The organism is Pseudomonas sp. TH49 (genome assembly GCF_016650625.1).
Classification (GTDB): domain Bacteria; phylum Pseudomonadota; class Gammaproteobacteria; order Pseudomonadales; family Pseudomonadaceae; genus Aquipseudomonas; species Aquipseudomonas fluorescens_H.
In genome coordinates this window covers 2622501-2645263 of sequence record NZ_JAEKFL010000001.1, presented here as the reverse complement: position 1 = coordinate 2645263, position 22763 = coordinate 2622501, and the positions used below count along the sequence as shown (strand labels likewise).

At 60.2% G+C, this 22763-nt stretch carries 16 protein-coding genes and 2 rRNA genes (1 of these 18 only partly in view); 10 read left to right on the top strand and 8 right to left on the bottom strand.

What is annotated here, in order from left to right; genetic code table 11:
- Nucleotides 1-158: 158 nt before the first annotated feature.
- From JFU48_RS12060 to JFU48_RS12035, 6 genes are all read left to right on the top strand, one after another.
- Nucleotides 159-1577 carry a short-chain fatty acid transporter gene (locus tag JFU48_RS12060; protein ID WP_003228189.1) on the top strand — a complete coding sequence of 473 codons (1419 nt, stop codon included), beginning with the start codon at nt 159-161 and terminating at the stop codon, nt 1575-1577.
- Between the two features lie 199 nt (nt 1578-1776).
- A complete protein-coding gene (locus tag JFU48_RS12055; RefSeq protein ID WP_201136580.1) occupies nt 1777-3474 on the top strand; it encodes a molecular chaperone HscC in 1698 nt (565 codons plus the stop codon).
- A gap of 12 nt (nt 3475-3486) precedes the next feature.
- Nucleotides 3487-5220, top strand: coding sequence for a J domain-containing protein (locus JFU48_RS12050; protein ID WP_003228191.1), 1734 nt, complete (start codon nt 3487-3489; stop codon nt 5218-5220).
- Between the two features lie 173 nt (nt 5221-5393).
- Nucleotides 5394-7088: an acid phosphatase gene (gene acpA / locus JFU48_RS12045; protein ID WP_201136579.1), complete on the top strand. Its 1695-nt coding sequence runs from the start codon at nt 5394-5396 to the stop codon at nt 7086-7088.
- 120 nt (nt 7089-7208) lie between these two features.
- Nucleotides 7209-8390, top strand: coding sequence for a hypothetical protein (locus JFU48_RS12040; RefSeq protein WP_201136578.1), 1182 nt, complete (start codon nt 7209-7211; stop codon nt 8388-8390).
- Nucleotides 8391-8568: 178 nt separating this feature from the next.
- Nucleotides 8569-9084 carry a lysine methyltransferase gene (locus JFU48_RS12035; RefSeq protein ID WP_201136577.1) on the top strand — a complete coding sequence of 172 codons (516 nt, stop codon included), beginning with the start codon at nt 8569-8571 and terminating at the stop codon, nt 9082-9084.
- A 6-nt stretch (nt 9085-9090) separates the two neighbouring features.
- On the opposite strand, the gene can is transcribed toward JFU48_RS12035, so the two are convergent.
- Nucleotides 9091-9735 carry a carbonate dehydratase gene (gene can / locus JFU48_RS12030; protein ID WP_201136576.1) on the bottom strand — a complete coding sequence of 215 codons (645 nt, stop codon included), beginning with the start codon at nt 9733-9735 and terminating at the stop codon, nt 9091-9093.
- Between the two features lie 140 nt (nt 9736-9875).
- Here can and JFU48_RS12025 point away from each other — a divergent pair, with 140 nt between their 5' ends.
- Nucleotides 9876-10280, top strand: a complete 405-nt coding sequence (locus JFU48_RS12025; protein ID WP_003228197.1) for a hypothetical protein — start codon at nt 9876-9878, stop codon at nt 10278-10280.
- A gap of 112 nt (nt 10281-10392) precedes the next feature.
- Here the strand turns inward: JFU48_RS12025 and rimI are convergent, their stop codons facing one another.
- The gene (gene rimI, locus JFU48_RS12020; RefSeq protein ID WP_201136575.1) at nt 10393-10845 is read right to left on the bottom strand and encodes a ribosomal protein S18-alanine N-acetyltransferase; all 453 of its coding nucleotides are present in this window, start codon (nt 10843-10845) and stop codon (nt 10393-10395) included.
- Complete coding sequence (locus JFU48_RS12015; RefSeq protein WP_003228200.1) at nt 10838-11584, bottom strand: hypothetical protein; 747 nt, start codon at nt 11582-11584, stop codon at nt 10838-10840. The genes rimI and JFU48_RS12015 overlap by 8 nt, the downstream gene beginning before the upstream one ends.
- A gap of 232 nt (nt 11585-11816) precedes the next feature.
- Here JFU48_RS12015 and mksB point away from each other — a divergent pair, with 232 nt between their 5' ends.
- Genes mksB through mksF form a run of 3 tightly spaced genes read left to right on the top strand, consistent with a single transcriptional unit; the run spans nt 11817 to nt 16625 of the window.
- Complete coding sequence (gene mksB / locus JFU48_RS12010; protein WP_003228202.1) at nt 11817-13097, top strand: Mks condensin complex protein MksB; 1281 nt, start codon at nt 11817-11819, stop codon at nt 13095-13097.
- Nucleotides 13087-13788, top strand: coding sequence for an Mks condensin complex protein MksE (gene mksE, locus JFU48_RS12005; protein ID WP_064589195.1), 702 nt, complete (start codon nt 13087-13089; stop codon nt 13786-13788). The genes mksB and mksE overlap by 11 nt, the downstream gene beginning before the upstream one ends.
- Nucleotides 13785-16625 (top strand): Mks condensin complex protein MksF, encoded by a 2841-nt coding sequence (gene mksF, locus JFU48_RS12000; RefSeq protein ID WP_201136574.1) that lies wholly within the window; start codon nt 13785-13787, stop codon nt 16623-16625. Before mksE ends, mksF begins: the two co-directional genes overlap by 4 nt.
- Nucleotides 16626-16808: 183 nt before the next feature.
- On the opposite strand, the gene JFU48_RS11995 is transcribed toward mksF, so the two are convergent.
- From JFU48_RS11995 to JFU48_RS11975, 5 genes are all read right to left on the bottom strand, one after another.
- A complete protein-coding gene (locus JFU48_RS11995; protein WP_003228208.1) occupies nt 16809-19112 on the bottom strand; it encodes a PqiB family protein in 2304 nt (767 codons plus the stop codon).
- On the bottom strand, nt 19105-19728 hold the full coding sequence (locus tag JFU48_RS11990; protein WP_007961513.1) for a paraquat-inducible protein A: 624 nt from the start codon (nt 19726-19728) through the stop codon (nt 19105-19107). The genes JFU48_RS11995 and JFU48_RS11990 overlap by 8 nt, the downstream gene beginning before the upstream one ends.
- Nucleotides 19715-20374 carry a paraquat-inducible protein A gene (locus tag JFU48_RS11985; protein ID WP_045122636.1) on the bottom strand — a complete coding sequence of 220 codons (660 nt, stop codon included), beginning with the start codon at nt 20372-20374 and terminating at the stop codon, nt 19715-19717. The genes JFU48_RS11990 and JFU48_RS11985 overlap by 14 nt, the downstream gene beginning before the upstream one ends.
- Nucleotides 20375-20524: 150 nt before the next feature.
- Nucleotides 20525-20640 (bottom strand): 5S ribosomal RNA (gene rrf / locus JFU48_RS11980).
- Nucleotides 20641-20794: 154 nt separating this feature from the next.
- Nucleotides 20795-22763 (bottom strand): 23S ribosomal RNA (locus tag JFU48_RS11975) (it continues 923 nt past the right edge of the window).

Genomic DNA, 22763 nt, shown 5'->3' with positions numbered 1-22763 from the left:
CAGTGAAAACCTGTGGGAGCGGGCTTGCTCGCGAATGCGGTGTGTCAGCCAAATCAGCGTCGACTGACACACCGCATTCGCGAGCAAGCCCGCTCCCACCCAAAGCACTCAGCGTGCTGCAGACCTGAAAATAACCATAAAAATCCGAGGTACTCCCTGTGGCCGTTGATATCGAAGATAGCCGCTCCGCGCGCTTTGCCTTGCGCTGTTCAAGCTTTGCCGAACGCTGGTTCCCCGACTCCTGGGTGTTCGCCGCACTGGCGGTGATCATTGTCGCGCTGGCCACTTTGGCCATGGGCGCCAAACCCACCGATGCCGCGATGGCCTTTGGCGACGGGTTCTGGAGCCTGATCCCGTTCACCATGCAAATGGCCTTCGTGGTGATTGGCGGCTACGTCGTCGCCAGTTCGCCGCCGGCGGTCAAGCTGATCGACAAACTGGCGCGCATCCCGAAAAACGGCCGCTCTGCCGTGGCCTGGGTCGCGCTGATCTCGATGGTCGCCTCGCTGTTGAACTGGGGCCTGTCGCTGGTGTTCGGCGGTTTGCTGGTGCGCGCCCTCGCCCGCCGCACCGATCTGAAAATGGATTACCGCGCGGCCGGTGCGGCGGCGTATCTGGGCCTCGGCGCGGTCTGGGCGCTGGGCCTGTCCTCATCGGCGGCGCAGTTGCAGGCCAACCCGGCCAGCCTGCCGCCGGCGATCCTGTCGATCACCGGGGTGATTCCGTTCACCCAAACCATCTTCCTCTGGCAGTCCGGCGCCATGCTGCTGGCGCTGATCGTGATTTCGATCATCGTCGCCTACGCCACCGCACCCGGCCCGAACTCTGCGCGCGATGCCAAGGATTGTGGCATCGACCCGGCGTTCAACCTGCCACCGCTGCAACCGCGCACCCGGCCCGGCGAATGGCTGGAGCACAGTCCGCTGCTGATCATCTTGCTGGTGCTGCTGGCCGCCGGCTGGCTGTTCCACGAGTTCTCGAGCAAACCGGCGATCACCGCTATTTCCGGACTCAACACCTATAACTTCCTGTTCATCATGCTCGGCGCCCTGCTGCACTGGCGGCCACGCAGCTTCCTCGATGCGGTGGCCCGGGCGGTGCCGACCACCACTGGCGTGCTGATCCAGTTCCCGCTGTACGGCTCGATCGCCGCGCTGCTGACCACGGTCAAAGGTGCCGACGCACAGACCCTGGCGCATCACATCTCGACCTTCTTCGTCAGCATCGCCTCCCACGACACCTACGCGTTGCTGATGGGCGTGTACTCGGCGATTCTCGGCTTCTTCATCCCGTCCGGCGGCGGCAAGTGGATCATCGAAGCGCCGTACGTGATGCAAGTCGCCAACGATCTGCAATACCACCTCGGCTGGGCAGTACAGATCTACAACGCCGCCGAAGCCCTGCCGAACCTGATCAACCCGTTCTACATGTTGCCGCTGCTGGGCGTGCTTGGCCTGAAGGCGCGCGACCTGATCGGCTTCTCGTTCGTGCAATTGCTGGTGCACACGCCGCTGGTGCTGTTCTTGCTGTGGGTGCTGGGAACGACATTGGCGTATACGCCGCCGGTCATTCCTTGAGTCAGTGCGGGGCGCGGTCAATCGGCCGACGCCCCGCCTTTCCCTTCCTGACAGCGCTGCGTCGAGGCCGACATGGCTTTCTGTCGCAAATAATGGCTCAGCGCCATCATCGTCCTTTACCGCATTACCGCCTCGGTAATATCCTTGCGCGCCGAAAATATGTTTCATTTTTTTGCCAAGCGCCAAGGGAGTTGTTGCAATGATCGTAGGGATTGACCTGGGAACCACCAACAGCCTCGTCGCCGTCTGGCGTGGCGAATCCTCCGAATTGGTGCCCAATGCCCTCGGTCAGTTCCTGACACCGAGCGTGGTGGGGCTGGATGATCAGGGCCGGATTCTGGTCGGCCAGGCTGCACGCGAGCGTCTGCACACCCATCCGCGCCTGACGGCGTCGCTGTTCAAGCGTCACATGGGTAGCGCCACGGAAGTCTATCTGGCTGACAAGGCGTTTCGTCCGGAAGAGCTGTCTGCGCTGGTGCTGAAAAGTCTGAAAGAAGACGTCGAACGGGCTTATGGCGAAACCGTCACTGAAGCGGTGATCAGCGTCCCGGCCTACTTCAGCGACGCCCAGCGCAAAGCCACGCGGATCGCCGGCGAGCTGGCCGGGCTGAAAGTCGAGAAGCTGATCAACGAACCGACTGCCGCCGCCCTCGCTTATGGGCTGCACCAACGCGACAAGGAAACCTCGTTCCTGGTGTTCGACCTCGGGGGCGGCACGTTCGACGTGTCGATTCTGGAGTTGTTCGAAGGGGTGATGGAGGTCCGCGCCAGCGCCGGCGACAACTTCCTCGGTGGTGAAGACTTCGACAGCGTGCTGCTGGAACACTTTATCGACCAGCACCGCTCGGTCGCCGACTTTCCTGATCGCAACAGCGTCATCCAGCCCCTGCGCCGCGAGGCTGAGCGTGTGCGCAAGACCCTGGGTCAGGACAGCAGCGCCGAGTTCCGGCTGCAACTGGGTGACCGTCACTGGACCCACACCATCACCCAGCAAGAATTGGCGACGCTTTACATGCCACTGCTCGAGCGCCTGCGCGCGCCGATCGAACGGGCTCTGCGTGACGCACGCATCCGGGTCAGCGACCTCGATGAGATTCTGCTGGTCGGCGGTACTACCCGGATGCCGCTGGTGCGCAAACTTGCCGCCGGATTGTTCGGCCGTTTTCCGTCGATCACCCTCGATCCGGATCAGGTGGTGGCGCAAGGCGCAGCCATTCAGGCAGCACTCAAGGCCCGCTCGGCCGCACTTGAAGAAGTGGTGCTGACCGACGTCTGCTCCTACACGCTGGGCATCGAAACTTCGACTCAGATTGGCCGCAATTATGAGGCCGGTCACTACCTGCCCATCATCGAGCGCAACAGCATCGTCCCGGTCAGCCGGGTCAAGACCGTGTACACCTTGCAGGACAATCAGGAGCAGGTGGTCGTGCGGATCTTCCAGGGCGAAAGCCGTCTGGTCAAAGACAACGTCGCGCTTGGCGAACTGGCGATCAAGGTGCCGAAACGCAAGGCCGGCGAAGTGTCCCTCGATGTGCGTTTCACCTATGACAACAACGGCCTGCTGGAGGCCCAGGTGAATATTCCGCTGACCGGGCAACAACATTCGCTGGTCATCGAAAACAACCCCGGCGTGCTCACGCCCGAAGAGATTCAGCAACGCTTGCAGAACCTCGCTCAGCTCAAGATTCACCCGCGCGAGCAACAGGTCAACACGCTGCTCAGTGCCCGTCTCGAACGGCTCTACCAGGAAAGCCTGGGCGACCTGCGCGATCAGATTGGCCATTGGGCCAAGCAATTCCAGATCGCGCTCGACTCGCAGGACGAGCGCCAGATTCGTGAAGTGCGCACCGAGCTGAGCAGGCACCTGAGCGAACTTGATCGCACGCCGTGGCAATAAGGGAGCGTTGACATGGATTGCTGGTCCGTCCTGCACCTGCCCGATGACGCTGACGTCCGCGATATCAAGCGCAGCTATGCACGCCTGCTGAAAACCTTCAGGCCCGATGAAGATCCCGAAGGCTTCCAGCGCTTGCGCGAAGCCTACGAACGCGCGCTGGCGATTGCCCAATGGCGCCTGGAAAACGCCGAACAGGAAGACGAGCAGGACGCCGACGTCGCTGTCGCCACGGCGTCCAGCGCCTTTGCTGCGCTGGCGCTCGATAATGCCCTGGCCAACAGCTCCAGCCAGGCGCAAAACCAGACGTGGGATTTCGCCGCTCTGGGAGTTTCGCCCGTCATTCCGGCAGCCCCGGAGCCGTTTGTGCCGCCATCGAAGGACGACGCCCTGCGTGTCGAGCCGCTGGCGGCGAATGCGGGCGCCGACGCGCAGAGTCTTGAAGCGCACGCCGCATGGCAACTGCTTGAAGATCTGTCGCCCGACAACCTCGGCGAGCGCTGGGAGCAGGCGCAACAACAAGGCTGCGCCAAGGCATTCGAAAGGCTGTTGCTGCAATTATGTTTTGAGCATCCACAACTGCGCGGCCCGGTACTGCACTGGGCCGTCGAGCAGTTGGGATGGTTGGGCCCCTGGCAAGAAGTGCTGATGAACGATCGCCAGCGCGACATGCTCGCCGAGAGCCTGATGTCCGACTATCGAAACGCCTTGCAGGCGCTGCTCGAAAGCCGGAGCGAGCGCGAATTCCTCAATTTGCTCAAACACTACAGCGGCCAGCCGTGGCTCCAGGTATTCGATCGCCGCGAACAATGGCAACAAAATCTGCTGCATCTGCTCAACGACCATGAGTGGAGCGTGCCGCTGTTCGACCGTATCGGCCAATTGTTCGGCTGGGATCACACCAAAGGTCTGCACCCGCAACCAGACTGGCTTTGGGAAAAATTGATCGAACGCTGCAATCAGGAAAGTTTCTACGACAACCTGCGGGCCAAGGCTGAAAGCGATCGTACGTGGGCGGCCGACGTGCAGGCAGCGCATCTGTTGATCAACCCGCTCAAACCGATGCAGCAGAAGAAGATCATCGACGGCTTTGGTCAGAATGAATGGCAGGCCTGCCACGATCTGTCGGAAAAGCTCAAATGGCGCTTCCCGGAGCTGCTCGCGCGATTGCCCTACGCCGACGTTTTTTACTGGCGGCGGTTTTTGCCACGGCCCATCGCCGACGAAACCTGGGTGCGGGTATGGACGGCCATTGTCTTGGCGCTGTTCCTGTTCTATCTGCCCTCGCATCAAAAAGACGCGGCAACCCTGGTCTTCATTCCGCTGGTGTTTGCGTGTGTGCCGGTGTGGTTTTTTCGTTTTGCGCTGAGTTGGTGGGTGGTGCTGACGTCTCACGTGATCGTTGCGGATCTGTGGCTCACCGAAGGGCTGATTCCGCGCCGATGGAACCCTGACACCCGCTGGCTGGTAATACGCCACGGGCTACCGCAGGTGGTCATGGTGCTGCTGTTTTCGTTGCTGCTCGGGCCACTGGGCGCGCTCACTTACGTGGGCGTGATCCTGATCGGACTGGTGCACAAACGACGAATCGGCTCTCTCGACCCGCAGCTGAGCAATAACCACCCTTGGCTGACCGCGCTGCACTGGGCGCACTTCAGTCCGCTGCAACTGCTGTTTCTGGTGGTGATGACCGCGATAACGGCGGCCAGCAGGCTCGGCTATTCCTTGCACTCGCTGATGCCCGGCTAGAACAGCAGCGAGCTTGCGTTGCGCCGGTTGTAATCGAGTGAATCGTTGTGGGAGCCGACCTGGTCGCTCCCACATTTGTTTTGCTGCACCTGAAAGTGTCACCCAACTGTCACATTGCCTTGCTAGCGTCCGCCCGAAACAAACTGAAACAATTAAGCAGAACGGGCTGACAGATGAAAGACGAGACAGACGGCACTGACGCACCTGAATCCGACAACCCCACCGACACCAGTCGCCGCCGCTTTCTCGGCGGTGTCGCCGTCCTCGGCGTGGGCGCGACCCTGGCCGGCTGCGGCAACGCCAGCGATCAACCGGGTAAACCGGTGGAGCGCCCGCTGACCCCGACCGAGCTGGACAAGGCCCTGCGCGATCAGGTGAAAACCGTGGTGGTGATCTACGCCGAGAACCGCAGCTTCAACAACCTGTTCGGTGATTTCCCCGGTGTCGAGAAACCGCTGTCGGCGCTCAAGCCTGCCGATTACCAGCAACGTGACCGCGACGGCAGCCTGCTGCAGACGCTGCCGCCAGTCTGGGGTGGCGTGCTGCAGATCGGCCCGCAAACGCTTGATGGCGTGACCTACCCCAGCGCCACGCAGTTTCAGGAAAACCTGCCCAACGCGCCGTTCGCCCTCAAGGGCCCGAATGCCGAAGATTTGCCGTTCGGTCTGGTGACCCGCGATTTGTGGCACGTGTTCTATCAGAACCAGATGCAGATCAATGGCGGCAAGAACGATGGTTTTGTCGCCTGGGCCGACTCCGGTGGTTTGACCATGGGGCACTACGCCCAGAGCCGCTACTCGCTGCGCCTGTGGGATGTGGCGCAGGAATTCGTGCTGTGCGACAACTTCTTCCAGGGTGCCTTCGGCGGCTCGTTCCTCAACCACCAGTACCTGATCAGCGCCACCGCGCCGTTCTATCCGGACGTAGCCAATTCGGTGGCCAAGTCACAGATTGCCGTCCTGCAAAGCGATGATCCGACTGACCCGCGCCTCAAGCCACTGGAACAGTCACCCGCCAGCGCCATGACCGGCCCGCCGCAGTTCGGCCCGAGTGCGCTGACCCCGGACGGCTTCGGCGTCAACACCCTCGCTCCGCCGTACTGGCCGACGTGGATTCGCGATCCGGAACGTCCGGAATATTCCAAGGCCGATCTGCCCAACGTAATGGTGCCGCAGACCCACGAGCACATTGGCGACAAGCTGTCGAAGAAGAACGTCGACTGGGCCTGGTACGCTGGCGCCTGGCAGGCGACGCTGGAGCAGTACAAGGATTCGGGCGGCATTCCGAAGATCCCCAACTTCCAGTATCACCACCAGCCGTTCAACTACTTCAAGCAGCAAGGCCCGGAAACCCCGCAAGAGCGCAACAAACGCCTGCGCGATGCCGGCCTGGGCGATGAATCAAGCACCAACAAGTTCTTCGCCGATGCCGAGGCCGGCAAGTTGCCGGCGGTGACGTTCTACAAGCCCCAGGGCAACCTGAACATGCACGCCGGTTATGCCGACGTCGCCTCCGGTGACCGGCACATCGTGCGCGCCCTGAAGGTGCTGCGCGAAAGCCCGCAGTGGAAAAACATGGTGGTGATCGTCACCGTCGATGAAAACGGCGGCTGGTGGGACCACGTGGCACCGCCCAAGGGTGATCGCTGGGGCCCGGGGTCACGGGTGCCGGCGCTGGTGGTGTCGCCATTCGCCCGCAAAGGCACGGTGGATCACACGGTCTACGACACGGCGTCGATCCTGCGCCTGATCACCCGAGTGTTCCAACTGGAAACCCTCGACGGCCTCAAGCAGCGCGATGAAGCGATGATCGCTCGCGGCCAGAAACCCATGGGCGATCTGACCAACGCCCTGCATTTTCAGGTCTGAAAAATGAGTTCTGCGGGCTGACGCAAAAATCCGTGAATGACGGCTTCTCTGTGCAACACGGCTGATCCACTATGAAGCGCCCCGAAACTCCGGGGAACCCACGCTGAAAAGGATCTGAGCATGTTCAAACTCGCAGGATTTACCCCCGCAGTGCTTACCCTCGCCGCGCTCACCCTGAGCGCGGCTGCCCACGCCGATATCGACCTGAAGCTGGGCAGCACCGAGCGCGTCACTCGCCTCTTCGCCTACCCCAACAACTGCAGTGTGATCTGCTATCGCAACTGGTCGCTGGAGCAGACCGTCGCCCATTACCTGAGCCAGAGCGTGCAGCGCGATGGCTACACAAACGCCAAAGTCCTGGTGAAGAACGATAACGGGCAGATTTACGCCGAGATCAGCGGCGTCCCCGAAGGCTACGACAAACCGCTGTCGGCGCTGCTGGATGCCGGTGACCTGGCCTATACCGGCGCCAGCAAACTCAATGCCGATGGCAAATGGGCGTACAGCTGGTATCTGTTCCTGCCGCTGGGCATGGCCCTGGAAAACCGCAAGAGCGTCGAACTGCTGCACTTCCCGCCAGATTATTCGCTGACCCAGGCCCAGGATTATCTGCGCTCGAACACCACCGATCGCTGGGCCACCCTGCTGACCGTCAACGGCATCCCGACCGACCAGACGCCGGCCTATCAGACCATCATCGACATTGCGCCGATCGCCGCGCCATCCAACGCCGGCAGTGATCTGGAAGGCGTCTACGACTACTTCAAGGACTACCAGACCACGCTGGTCAAGCAGTTCAGCCAGACCGCCGCCGGCACCACCCTGCCGATGGTCGCCTTCGGTGCCCCGGTGCGTAACTGGATCAAGCAGCAATACGGCCCGACCGTGGCCGTATTGGGTCTGGCGACCATCAGCCCGAGCGCAGGGGTGAACGTGCCGGTGCTGGGTTCGAACCACCCGAGCTACATCTGGTACGCCGCCGACCCGGCCAGCTACGACGGCGATGAAGCGAAAGCCGATGCCGCCGGCTTGAAGGTCATGGGTCAGGACTTGAGCGCCGCCTGCTGGCAGGCCGGGATGGGCAGCAAACCCGGCACCGATGCGAAAGCCCTGCTCAACAGCTGTACGCAGACCTGGCAAGTGACGCAGAAGGTCAAGACCTGCGAGCTGTTCTACACCTCGATCCGCAACCTGACCCCGGCTCAGGCTGCCGCCAAATGCTCGACCACGCCGATCAAGGCCCAGTTGCAACAGCTTCAGGGCGAATTGCCGGCCCCTGCTGTTCCCGCGCCACACCTCTGATCTGCAGAAAAGACTTCCCGTGTCAGCCATCGCTGACGCGGGAAGCAGCTAATCACGCCTGTCAGATCTGACAGTAGACGGTTTGTGTCAAACACTGGAGGATTGGATCCAAACATGTTGCAGAGCTGACAGGATGTCAGACCCGAGAAGTCGCAGCATCTGGCTGACAGGGATCGTTATGAACAACCAGGTACATCAGCACCACGTTCCACGCGACGCGCCAGGCATCTACCCGTTTGCCGGGTTGCCTGTGCGTCTGGGTTTTCCGTCCACTGTCGATTTCGAAATCGTGCAGGACGAACATGGCCGCGCTGCCGTTGTGGCGCGTCGGGAGTTCCTGCGTATCACCAGAATGTGCCGCATTTCCGGACAACTGCTGCCCTACCGCTGCCGCCAGAGCCGTCAGTTGCTGAGCGGCATCCATATCTACGACCCGCGCTTTTGCGGGTTGCTCGAACATGCCTGCGATCCGAATGTTTTTCTCGACATGAGTGAGCTGTGGCTGTGGGCGCTGCGCGACATTCAGCCGGGTGAACGCCTGAGCATCGACTTCGCCTCCACCGAAGACCGCTTGCTGCAGCAGTTTGCCTGCGACTGCGGCTCACCGCGCTGTCGTGGATGGATCACCGGTTACGATGAACCACCCACGATCGAGGGCCAGCACTTTTTGCAGCGCTGGCGAGGTGCGCACTGATCGGGATTACAACGCGCCGACCGGACGCAGACGATATTGCGGCGGCAGTTGCTCGAAACCACTGATGGTGGTGTTCAGGCTTTTCCAGCGACCGTCCTTGATGCCGTAGATGCAGCCGTGAATCGACAGGCTCTGGCCGCGATGCCAGGCGTTCTGGATGATGCTGGTGTGGGCGACGTTGGCCACTTGCTGGACGACGTTGAGCTCGCAGAGGCGGTCGACCTGCTCTTCCTCGGTCGGCAGCTTGGCCAGTTCTTCACGTTTTTCGTAATACAGGTCACGGATCGAGCGCAGCCAGCCATCGATCAGGCCGAACTGGCGATCCTGCATCGAGGCGCGCACACCGCCGCAGCCATAGTGGCCGGTAACGAGGATATGTTTGACCTTGAGCACGTCGACCGCGTACTGAATCACCGACAGGCAATTGAGGTCGGTGTGCAGCACCACGTTGGCGACGTTGCGGTGTACGAACAGATCGCCCGGCAGCATGCCGACGATCTCGTTGGCCGGCACCCGTGCGTCGGAGCAGCCGATCCACAGATATTCCGGGGTCTGCTGGCGCGCCAGCTTGGCGAAGAAATCCGGGTCTTCCTTGGTGATCGCGTCAGCCCAGCGCTCGTTGTTATTAATCAGGTCTTGTAAGTCGTGCATGGTTAAGGCCTCAAGAAAGATGCGCAGGTATGACAAACGACCGCCCGTCGGGGTCACGCAAGGATCGCAAGTGTTTTCGTTGGAATTCTCGTGTGCCCGGTGTGTCCACCTCAGTAAGGCCCACAGTATGAGGATTTGCCATGACTGATTCACGACGTCCGTTCGATGCGGTGCAACCGGAACCCATCGATGATAACGAAGACCGCATGGGCTCGGTGCATGAGCTGGATTTCGATGAAGACGAACCCAGCGCAAAAATCGGCGACGAGATTCCCGAGCGCGAGCGCGAGCAACTGATGCCCGACGAACGGGTGCGCGAGGCGGGTTTTACCGGCGCATCAACTGCTGACCATGAACCGACCGACGATGACCTGAGCCCGGAAACCCTGATTCATGAGGACGGTGCACGCGATGCCGAGGAGGCTGGCGAAGGCAATCAGGCGGATTGGGATCTGAGCATTGTCGACGAGGACGACATTGGCGGGGGTAACGGCCTGGATGAGGCGGAGCTGGCGCGGCGTGATCCGCTGGATGGCAATCGCTGATCTGTATTGCCTGTAAGGACGCCTTCGCGAGCAAGCCCGCTCCCACAGGGAATTGAGACACGACTCAAAACCAATGTGGGAGCGGGCTTGCTCGCGAAGCTTTTAAATAAGTTCAGTCGACCAGGGTGCAGGCCATCACTACGGCATCTTCACGCCCGCCCACCGCCGGATAATAATCCCGCCGCCGGCCAATCTCGTTGAAACCATAGCGCTCATACAGCTTGAACGCCGCCGTGTTGCTATCCCGCACTTCCAGGAAACACTCCCGCGCTTCAGCCGCGTATGCCCGCGACATCAGATGCTCAAGCAGCGCCAGCCCCAGCCCACGCCCCTGATTCTCCGGTTTGACCGTGATGTTCAGTAGGTGCGCCTCGTCGAGAATGATCTGCACCACTCCGTGGCCGACCTGTTGCTGACCTTCGAACATCAGCCAGATCTGGTATTTGCCCAGCCCGTCGAGAAAAATCCCGCGGGTCCAAGGATGGCTGTACGCCGCGTATTCGATCTTCAATACCGCGTCCAGGTCCGCCTCGGTCATCGGGCGGAACGATACAGCTTCACTCATTCGATGGTTTCCAGCGCGCCATCAGCCGACGCATGGCTTGCCACACAGCGGCTTTGCGCTGTGGCTCTTCCATTAACAATTCCAGACCGGGGATGGCCCAGGCCAGGCCCAGGCCTTCGATCTGCAATTCACTATTGAACGCTTCGGCGTCCGCTTCACCGGCAAAACGCACCGCCGGCAGGCCGATCAGCCACAGGCAGGCGCAAGGCGCCGCTTCCATTTGTACCGAAAGAAAACCCTGAACGAAGTCGCGTGCCGCTTCCGGGCCCTGATCCAGGGTGCCGCGGTTCAGCCACGGCCAGCGCACCGGCTCGCCGACGATCTGCGGCGCATCCGGCAGACCGGCGGCGCGCAACATGTCCTTGAGCAACAGATAGGCCGGATCGCGGCTCTGGAACGCTTCGCCTGTGGGTAACTCGACCAGCAGCAGGCAAGCCCCGGCGCGCAGCAGTTGCAGGGCAAACCGCGGTGGCGGCACGGGGGCGGGTTTGACCACCACTGGCGCCTCTTCGACCTCTGCCACCGGTTTGGCACCGGTACGGGTACTGGCGAGCGACGGGCGCGGCACCTCGATTTTCGGCCGTTCGACTGGGCGCGGTGCACTCTGCACCGGGGCTTCGGCCTGAACAACCGGCACCGCCGCCACCTCTGGCTCAGGCTCGGGCATGTCCAGCAGTTCGGGCCGCGACGGGGCGGCGAAAGGCAATTCGGTGCGCGGCAGCCAGTTGACCACCTGCATGGCGTTCAAATAGGCGCGGCGGCGGGACTCGATAAGCAAAGGTCGGCCACTTGTGGATAACTGAAAGTGTGCTGATTCTACCGCCCTTCGCTCAAGATCGCCCGTTGTTGATCGATAGTCTTGATCCCGTCTTTAATCCGGGAAAAAGCGACAGCCCGTCCCGAGAGTGAATCGCATCCCTCCTGATGCAGTACAATCGCGGCTTTTAATCGCCAACCAGCCGGCCATTCCGATGATCGAACCCAAGCGCGTCTTGCGCGCCCTCGCTGAACACTGGGCACTTCTGGAGCCACTGTGCGAGCACTTCGACCAAGGCACCCTGAGCCTCAACGAACTGCGCACGCAACTGGCCGCCCAACAACTGGACAGCACGCCGCAGGACATCACCAGCCTGCTCGACGTGTGGATTCGCCTCGACATTCTGGTGCCCGTGGCGAAAAGCCCGAACCGTTTCGAGCTGAACGCGCAGATCCACGACTTCCTCGCCTATCTGCGCCGTGAGCACCGGCTGGGCCTGTGCCTGGAAATCGAAGCCTATCTGCGCCACCTCGAACGGCTGGCCGGCTACATTCAGGACGCGTTCGACGTTCGCGACGGCAACGATCTCGCCCGTCAGCTGCGTTTGCTCGACATGCGCGTGCGCGACGTGCTGAAGAAACTCGACAACGACGAACAGGCGCTGGTGGCCGTCGCCGAACGGGCCAAGACCAGCGACCGGCAGATTCCGCTGCGTCAGCGTTACGCCGAAGTCCTGGCGACCTGGGACGAATACGTCGAGCCAATGATCGATCTGGTGAACGCCGACGGCGCCTTCGAACAAGGCGTGCGCAAGGTTGAAACCGTGCTGTTGAAGATGCTCAGCGAACAGCAGCGCCTCGGCCATCTGGTCGACGACGACATGCTGCTGCGCACCCACGCGCGCATCCTCGAAATGCAGACCAGCGCCCAGTTGACCCTGCGTCACGCCCGCGAACTGCTGCTGCCGCTGCGTGAAGAAGCACGCCGCCACAACGCCGTGACCCGTGGTGCCGCGCTGGCGCTGGCGGCGATTCGCCGTAAAGGCATCGATGCCGTGCCACAAGCGGCGATGCCCCTGTTCACCCGGCCGCAAAGCACCTTCCTCGGCAGCGCCAGTCAGGTCGAGGCTTACGTCTACGCCCTGGCGCGTTTCGAGCCGAAACCGGCGCGTTTCCCCAAGGCGCACAAAACCCAGAAATCCGGCGATGCCCCGCGCGCACCGCGCACCGTGCGCGAGATGGTCGAGCGTTGCGAAGAGTCCCTGCCAATGCCGGATCTGATGACCTGGCTGCTGGAGCAGGAACCGGACGGCGCCACCGACGAATTGCTGTACTGGTTCTCGCGCCTGTCGCGGGAAAAACGCTTCAAGCGCGAGCGTCTGGAACGCCGCGAATATCACACTCACGAGCACCAGGTCAGCCTGCGCTCCTTCGCCCTGCTCTCGGCCCGCGACTCCGCCGCCGAGGATTCTGCGAGCATCCCCAATGCATCTTGATCTATCCGAACTGTCCCAACTGGCGCCGATCTTCCGCGAGCTGTTCAAGGGCTATCACGTCAGCCGCCGCGACCCGGAACTGTACGCGCAACTGTCGAACTTCCAGGATCAATACCGCACGCTGTTCAAGGCGCTGGGGTTCGAACTGGTCTGCGACACCCGTGGGTTCTATTACTTCGTGCCGGACATGGCCGCTGCGGCGGTGAACAAGACTGCTCAGCGTCTGGCGCTGTTCACCTTCATTCTCGTCGAGCATCTGGCCGATCAGGGCCGCGATCCGATCGCCGTGCTCGACGGCGGCAGCCTCGGCCGCGAAGAATTGCCGTCGCTGCTGGACAAATACCGCGACCTGTTCATCCAGGCCGAAGTGCAGACCGTTGAAGAACTCGAAGAAAAAATCATGCGTCGCATGACCCAGCTCGGTTTCGCCGGCGAAGAAAACGGCGTGTACCGTTTCCTGCCGCCGATGCACCGCTTCCTCGATGTGTGCCTGTCGGTGCAGCAGGACCGCGATCTGGCGGCCAGCGTACACAGCGTGCTGCCGCTGCCGGCACCGGTACTGATCGACGAAGCCGCCGAAGCCAAATTCCTCGAAACCGACGATCCGCTTGATCTCAGCGAATTTGAGGAAGAGAGCGAAGAAGACGCACTGGCCCGGGCCATTGCCGAAGAACAGGAGTCCGACGCATGAGCCAGGAACGCTACGGCATCCGCCGCTTTGCCCTTTTGAACACCGCCGGTTACAGCCTCGGCCTGTTCCCGCTGGAAGAACCGTTGTCGGTCTACGGCGCGAACAACCTCGGTAAATCGGCGTCGATCAACGCCCTGCAGTTTCCGATTCTGGCGCGCATGTCGGACATGAGTTTCGGCAAATACAGCCTGGAACAATCGCGGCGCTTCTACTTCGCCTCCGACACCAGCTACATCCTCGTCGAAGTCAATCTGCCCCACGGTCCGCACGTGATCGGCGTGGTCGGTCGCGGCCCGGGTGGTGGTTTCGGTCACCAGTTCTTCGCCTATGCCGGCAAGCTCGACCTGGCGCACTACCAAAAGAACGACACCTGCCTGCGGCAGAAAGAGCTGTTCAGCAACCTTGAGAAAGAAGGCCTGAAAGCCTACGAACTCAAGCCGGACGAACTGCGTCGTCTGCTGGTTGGCGGGCACACCTCTATCCCGCTCAACCTGACCCTGATCCCGCTGCGCTCCACCAGCGAGCAGAGCCTGAAAACCTTCCGCGCACTGTTCATCAACCTGCTGCACATGCGCGAAATCACTGCGGCCAAGTTGAAGCAACTATTCCTCGATGCCTTCGAGCACAGCCTGCGTTCCGGCAGCGTCGACTACATCGCCGCGTGCGAAGAAGCCTTCCGCGATGTGCGCCGGATGGAGCAGGACTACAACTCGCTGGTCGCTGCCGGCCCGCTGGTCGAAGCCTTGGCCAACGGCGTGAAACAGCGCGACGTGCTGCGCGGCAAGCTGCACCGCCTGTCGCCGCTGCTCGACTCGTTGCTCGGCACTTGGTCGGATTACGCCACGGCACGCAAGGAAGAGCTGACCATTCAGGCCGAGCACTACCGTCGCGAGCAGGATGATCTGCAAAACGATCAGCGCGGTGGCACGCAGGAGCTGATGCGTCTGGAGCGGGAGATCTCCGGGATTCAGCGCTGGCTTGGCGAGTTGTCGGTACTGAAGAACCGCTTCGCGCTGGTCGATGACGTCAAAGTGCTGGAGCAACAGCTGCTCGCGGCCAAGGACGCCCACGACGAATTGGCCGGTGCGCTGGCACAGTCCCGGCAGTTCAGCGCCGAAGATCTGGAAGAGCGTCTGCGCGATCTGGAAAAACGCCTGAAGTCGGTGAAGCAGCAACTCGATCACGCCGACAACAACAGCTATGCGCGCCTGCGTGAGGAGTTCTCGCAGCAGGACGTCGAGCGCCTGATGCGCCTGTTCAACAGTGCGCTGTTCAGCCTGCCGCTGGGCGAGCACGGCATCACCCTCGACGAGGACGGCGAGTGGGTCAAATCGGTCGAGCTGATCCTCGATGGCTTCAAGGGCGAGCGCTTCGAAGTACCGGGCCTGTCGATCGACATCTCGCACATCGAGCCGCCGGCGCTGCAAGCGCTGGCCGACCGCGCCGCGCTGCGTGACCAGAAAGAGCGTCTGGAAAAAGAGCTCAAGCAGCTCAAGACTCAGCAAGCCGTGGCCGCCGACCGCGCCGCGAGCAAGACCCAGACCGAAGCGCTGTACCAGCAAGTGCTGGATGCGCAGAAAGCCCTGGAAGATTTCCGTCGCACCCAGACCTTGAGCGCCGAAGAAGGCGACAAGCTTGAGCAACTGGCGCAGATGGAAGCCGCGCAGGACGAACTCAAGCGTTCCAGCGATGCGTTCACCGAGCGCGTCCAGCAACTGTCGGCCAAGTTGCAACTGGTCGGTCGGCAGATCGCGGATATGGAAGCCAAGCAGCGCACCCTCGATGACGCCCTGCGCCGTCGTCAGTTGCTGCCGGCGGACCTGCCGTTCGGTACGCCGTTCATGGATCCGGTCGACGATTCGATGGACAACCTGCTGCCGCTGCTCAACGACTATCAGGACAGCTGGCAAGGCTTGCTGCGCGCTGACGGGCAGATCGAAGCGCTGTACGCGCAAGTACGCCTCAAAGGCGTGGCCAAGTTCGACAGCGAAGACGACATGGAGCGCCGTCTGTCGTTGCTGATCAACGCTTACGCGCACCGTACCGACGAAGCCCTGACGTTGGGCAAGGCGCGGCGTGCGGCGGTCACCGACATCGCCCGGACCCTGCGCAACATCCGCAGCGACTACGACAGCCTTGAGCATCAACTGGCGCTGTTCAACCGCGAGATCAACAAGCGTCAGGTGTCCAACCTGCAGAGCTTCCGCATCGTCCTGGCGCCAAACAAGGAAGCGCTCAAGCACATCGACCAGATCATCCACAGCGCCGGTCAATACGAAGAAGGCGAAACCCTGTCGGTGTTCGACCTGAGCCAGAGCGCCGAACAGGACAACAAGAACGAAGAGGCCAAGGAGTACCTGGCGCGGCTGGTGGCGGCGAACCACAACCAGCTCGGTCTCAAGGACTTGTTCGAACTGGCGTTCGAGATCACCAAGGTCAACGGCCAGCCAGTGATCCACACCGACATCGACGGCGCCGCGTCCAACGGCACCACCATGACCATCAAGGCGCTGACCAACATGTACTTGTTGCTGCACCTGATGGACCGTGATCTGGCCGGCCGCGTACGCCTGCCGTACTACCTCGATGAGGCGGCGGACATCGACGAGAAGAACCAGGCAGCCCTGCTGGAAACCAGCCTGCAACTGGGCTTTGTGCCGATTCTGGCGAGTGTGAAGCCGCAGGTCTGCGCCAGTGTCGCCATCGACCTGGAAGGCGGCAGCGGCCCGGCGGGGATCTACATCGACGAGGCGGACTGGAAGTACATCCGCCGCCATGACGTGGTGAAAGCCACCGTCAATGTGCAAGCCGATGAGCCGGAGCTGGATGAGGTTTGATCGACGTTAGCTGAAGGCAAAAAAAGGGCCGCGATCTGTTGGGATCACGGCCCTTTTTTATGGCTTTGGATTTGTGCGGACTTTTAGTGCCCTATCGCGAGCAGGCTCACTCCTACCATTTGGAACGCGTTCCCCTGTAGGAGTGAGCCTGCTCGCGATGGCGCCACTTCAGACACCACAGAATTACTTACCGAGCGAAATCTTCGGCGCCCAGGTCAGCCACTCATCCTCGAACTTGTCGAACAGCGGGAACGTCTGCTCAGGCCGTGCCGGGTTGCCCATGCGCTCACCGTCCGGTGTGGCGAAGGCGATGCCACCCTGAATCGCCGTCTCCAGTGACTCCGTGCGCACCGTCAGGCCATTGAACAAGCCGATGTCGAAACCGACGCCGCTGGTGTTCCAGAAGCGGCTGCCGCTGCGCACCAACGGCGCGTATTTCGGTTCGATCAAAATGTGCACCAACACCCGGTCAGCCGTCTGCCCAAGTTCATAACCGGTGACCTTGCCCACGGTGATTTCGCGGTAGGTCACGGGCACACCCGGTTTCAGCGAGCCACGGCGCGCGGCGCTCAAGACCAGACTCAAGCCGGCTTCTTGCTTACTCACTTCCGGCGGATTGGCCAGTGCGACGAAGTTCTTCTGTGGGCCAAGGTTTTTCGCCGCCGGCTGCACTTCCACATACTGCCCGGTGACCAGGGTTTCCAGGTTGGAAGTCTTCATCAGACCCAACTCAGGCTTGACCACCCAGAACTGACTGCCGACCCGCGCAATGCGCTCTGGCACTTCGGTGATGCGCGCAGTGAGCAGCACCGATTGCAAGTCATCAGCCAGATCAACACTTTCGATCTTGCCGACGTCCAGCCCCTTGAATCGAACCGGGGTACCGCTGCGCAGGCCATCGGCGCGATCAACCTTGATCGTCACCAAAGTGCCTTTCTGGTTCGCCTCATCGTGGTTGGCGAACAGACGGAAGCGCGGAATACGCTTTTGCAGCGGCGCCTTGGCTTGCGGTGTTTCAAAGGCAATGCCGCCGGCCATCAACGTCTGCAATGACTCGCTCTTCACTTGAATCCCGCCCGTCAGGCCACCGGTGAGGGTGATGCCGCTGACATTCCAGAAGCGTGTCGACGCGTTGACCAGGTTTTCGTATTCCTTCTCGATATGCACGCCGATGACGATTTGTTTTTTGGTCTTGGAGAACTGATAGCTCTGTACCGAACCGACCTTGACCTGTTTGTACAGAATCGGACTGCCGACTTCGATCGAACCCAGAACATCGGTGAACAGCACCAGGTGCAGACCAGGTGAACGCAGATCCAGCGGCGGCGCTTTTGGCCGCGCCTCGAATTCGCGTTTCGGCGCGGCACCTTTGTCGCCCGGACGCACGGCGATGTAGTTACCTTTGACCAATGCTTCGAGCCCGGTGATACCGGCCAGGGAAATCGACGGTTTGACCACCCAGAACTGTGTGCCCTCGACCAGATAGTCTTCCGCCAGAGGATCGAGCGTCAGCTCGGCCGTGGCGCTGTTCAGATCCGGATCGATTTTCAACGCTTTCATGTTGCCGACCTGAATGCCCTTGTACATCACCGGCGTACGGCCGGCCTGCAGACCTTCGAAGTCACTGAGTTTGACCTTGACCCGAATGCCGGCAGCGGCGGCGTCGAAGTCTTCATAGAGACGGAACGGCAGGCTTGGATCGGTGGGCGGACTGTCCTTGCGATTCTCTGGTGTGGCGAAGGCGATGCCACCGGCGACGATGCTCGCCAGAGACTCGCTGCGTACTTTCACCCCGGACAGGTTGGCGTCGATGCTGATGCCGCTGGCATTCCAGAAACGCGTGTGTTTGCGCACCAGTTTGGCGTAGGTCGGCTCGATGAACACTTTGAGCTCAACGGTGCTCTGGTCTTCAGACAGCACGTAGCTTTTGATCTGGCCGACTTTGATCTGCTTGTAGAACACCGGGCTGCCACGGTTCAGCGAACCGAGGCGATCGGCCTTGATGGTCAGGTGCAGACCCGGCTTGGAGTCCGACAGCGGTGGCTCTTCGGCCAGCGCCTTGAACTTGCGGGTGGGCTCGCCTTCGCCGGGGCTGATAGCCACGTAGTTACCCGAAACCAGGGTTTCCAGACCGGTGATACCGGCCAACGTCACGCTCGGTTTCACCAACCAGAAGCGCGTGCTGGTCTTGAGGTATTGCTCGACGTCCTTGTTCATCTCGACGGTGGCAATCACCCCTTTGGAGTTGCCCTCGTCATCAAGCTTGAGCGTCTTCACCTTACCCACCGGCATGCCCTTGTAGACCACTTCGGTCTTGTTGGCCTGGATGCCTTCACCGCTTTCGAAACGCACCTGAATCTCGATGCCGGTTTCGTTGTAGGCACGCCAGCCGAGCCAGCCGCCAATGATCAGGGCAATCAGAGGCAGTACCCAAATGGCAGACCAGTTGGAGGCCGGTCGGGTTTTCGCTACAGGCAAATCAGTCATGGTCGTCGTCCGACTCCGTGTTATCCCAAATCAGTCGGGGATCGAAAGTTACTGCGGCAAGCATCGTCAGAATCACCACACTGGCGAAAGCGATGGCGCCAAGATTGGCTTCGACACTGGCAAGCCGGCCGAAATTGACGACCGCCACCAGAATGGCGATCACAAAGATATCGAGCATCGACCAGCGACCGATGAACTCGATAAAGCGGTACATCCAGATCCGCTGCCGCGCGGACAACGGCTGACGTCGCTGCACCGAAAACAGCAGCAGCGCGATGCCTACCAGTTTGAAGGTCGGCACCAGAATACTGGCGATGAACACCACGGCGGCAATCGGGATCATGCCGTGCTGCACCAACTGGATCACGCCGGACATGATGGTGCTGGGATCGCCCTGCCCGAGCGAACTGACGGTCATGATCGGCAACACATTGGCCGGGATGTAGATAATCGCAGCCGTGATCAGCAGGGCCCAGGTGCGGGCCAGACTGTTCGGACGACGAGCGTGAACCAGCGCACCGCAGCGGGTGCAGGTCTGCTCGTCGGTGTCCGCATCCTGTTTGTTCAATTCATGGCATTCGGTACAGATCAGAATGCCCGCATCAATCGCCCGCATGGGCATCCTCTCCTGATAACGCCTGCCAGATCTGGTGCGGTGACATCACCACTTCCAGCCAGACCTGGACCAACAACAAACCGATGAAACACGCCAGACCGAGGCCGACGGTGATGGCCGCCATGTCCGCCAGTTTGACGATCGCCACGAGGACGCCCATGAGGTAAACCTCGAGCATTCCCCAGTCTTTGAGGTGGTGATAAATGCGGTAGAGCAGCAAGCCGTAACTGCGTCCGATATCAAAACGGATCGACAGCAATACCATGAGCTGACACAACAGCTTGAGCAGTGGAATCGCCATGCTGCAGAGGAACACAACCACCGAAACGCCGCGCATGTCGGTATTGAACAACCCGACAACACCAGTCCAGACCGTGTCCTGCGAAGACTGCCCGAGTACATTGAGCTTCATGATCGGTAAAAAGTTCGCCGGCACGTAGAGCAACAGTGCGGCGATGACCAGGGCCAGGCTGCGTTGCACAACATTGTGACGATGGGCATACAACTCGTAACCGCAGCGCGGGCAGAGCGCTTTCTCGCCATGGGCAAGCTTGGGCTTGCGCATCAGCAGGTCGCACTCATGACAGGCCACCAAGTCTTCCAGCGGTAAATCTGACAGCCCTGGGGCGTCAACCGGATCTGACATAAAGGCTCTGGCTCCGAAAAAGATGGGGGCTATTCTAGTGTTCTGATTCGAAAATAACTGTGCAAAATTGTTCGCTGGCTAAGCAAAAATACTTTCCTGCGGGCAAAACAAAACCCCAACTGCTTTCGCAATTGGGGTTTCGGAATTTAATCTTGACGATGACCTACTCTCACATGGGGAAACCCCACACTACCATCGGCGATGCATCGTTTCACTTCTGAGTTCGGGATGGGATCAGGTGGTTCCAACGCTCTATGGTCGTCAAGAAATTCGGGTACTGACTCGTGACCTGTTGGCCTCGCTTCAGCAAATCGGGTATGTGATACAGGTGTTTGTGAGCATCGCGAACTTTCGGTTCATTGCGTCTTCACACACCGCAATCTGATGCTCTCTCGAGTAGTCAAATTGCTTGGGTGTTATATGGTCAAGCCTCACGGGCAATTAGTATTGGTTAGCTCAACGCCTCACAGCGCTTACACACCCAACCTATCAACGTCGTAGTCTTCGACGGCCCTTCAGGGAACTCAAGGTTCCAGTGAGATCTCATCTTGAGGCAAGTTTCCCGCTTAGATGCTTTCAGCGGTTATCTTTCCCGAACATAGCTACCCGGCAATGCCACTGGCGTGACAACCGGAACACCAGAGGTTCGTCCACTCCGGTCCTCTCGTACTAGGAGCAGCCCCTCTCAAATCTCAAACGTCCACGGCAGATAGGGACCGAACTGTCTCACGACGTTCTAAACCCAGCTCGCGTACCACTTTAAATGGCGAACAGCCATACCCTTGGGACCGGCTTCAGCCCCAGGATGTGATGAGCCGACATCGAGGTGCCAAACACCGCCGTCGATATGAACTCTTGGGCGGTATCAGCCTGTTATCCCCGGAGTACCTTTTATCCGTTGAGCGATGGCCCTTCCATACAGAACCACCGGATCACTAAGACCTACTTTCGTACCTGCTCGACGTGTCTGTCTCGCAGTCAAGCGCGCTTTTGCCTTTATACTCTACGACCGATTTCCGACCGGTCTGAGCGCACCTTCGTACTCCTCCGTTACTCTTTAGGAGGAGACCGCCCCAGTCAAACTACCCACCATACACTGTCCTCGATCCGGATAACGGACCTGAGTTAGAACCTCAAAGTTGCCAGGGTGGTATTTCAAGGATGGCTCCACGCGAACTGGCGTCCACGCTTCAAAGCCTCCCACCTATCCTACACAAGCAAATTCAAAGTCCAGTGCAAAGCTATAGTAAAGGTTCACGGGGTCTTTCCGTCTAGCCGCGGATACACTGCATCTTCACAGCGATTTCAATTTCACTGAGTCTCGGGTGGAGACAGCGCCGCCATCGTTACGCCATTCGTGCAGGTCGGAACTTACCCGACAAGGAATTTCGCTACCTTAGGACCGTTATAGTTACGGCCGCCGTTTACCGGGGCTTCGATCAAGAGCTTCGCGTTAGCTAACCCCATCAATTAACCTTCCGGCACCGGGCAGGCGTCACACCCTATACGTCCACTTTCGTGTTTGCAGAGTGCTGTGTTTTTAATAAACAGTCGCAGCGGCCTGGTATCTTCGACCGGCATGAGCTTACGGAGCAAGTCCTTCACCCTCACCGGCGCACCTTCTCCCGAAGTTACGGTGCCATTTTGCCTAGTTCCTTCACCCGAGTTCTCTCAAGCGCCTTGGTATTCTCTACCCAACCACCTGTGTCGGTTTGGGGTACGGTTCCTGGTTACCTGAAGCTTAGAAGCTTTTCTTGGAAGCATGGCATCAACCACTTCGTCACCCAAAGGGTAACTCGTCATCAGCTCTCGGCCTTAAGATCCCGGATTTACCTAAGATCTCAGCCTACCACCTTAAACTTGGACAACCAACGCCAAGCTGGCCTAGCCTTCTCCGTCCCTCCATCGCAATAACCAGAAGTACAGGAATATTAACCTGTTTTCCATCGACTACGCTTTTCAGCCTCGCCTTAGGGACCGACTAACCCTGCGTCGATTAACGTTGCGCAGGAAACCTTGGTCTTTCGGCGTGGGTGTTTTTCACACCCATTGTCGTTACTCATGTCAGCATTCGCACTTCTGATACCTCCAGCAAGCTTCTCAACTCACCTTCACAGGCTTACAGAACGCTCCTCTACCGCATCACTTACGTGATACCCGTAGCTTCGGTGTATGGTTTGAGCCCCGTTACATCTTCCGCGCAGGCCGACTCGACTAGTGAGCTATTACGCTTTCTTTAAAGGGTGGCTGCTTCTAAGCCAACCTCCTAGCTGTCTAAGCCTTCCCACATCGTTTCCCACTTAACCATAACTTTGGGACCTTAGCTGACGGTCTGGGTTGTTTCCCTTTTCACGACGGACGTTAGCACCCGCCGTGTGTCTCCCATGCT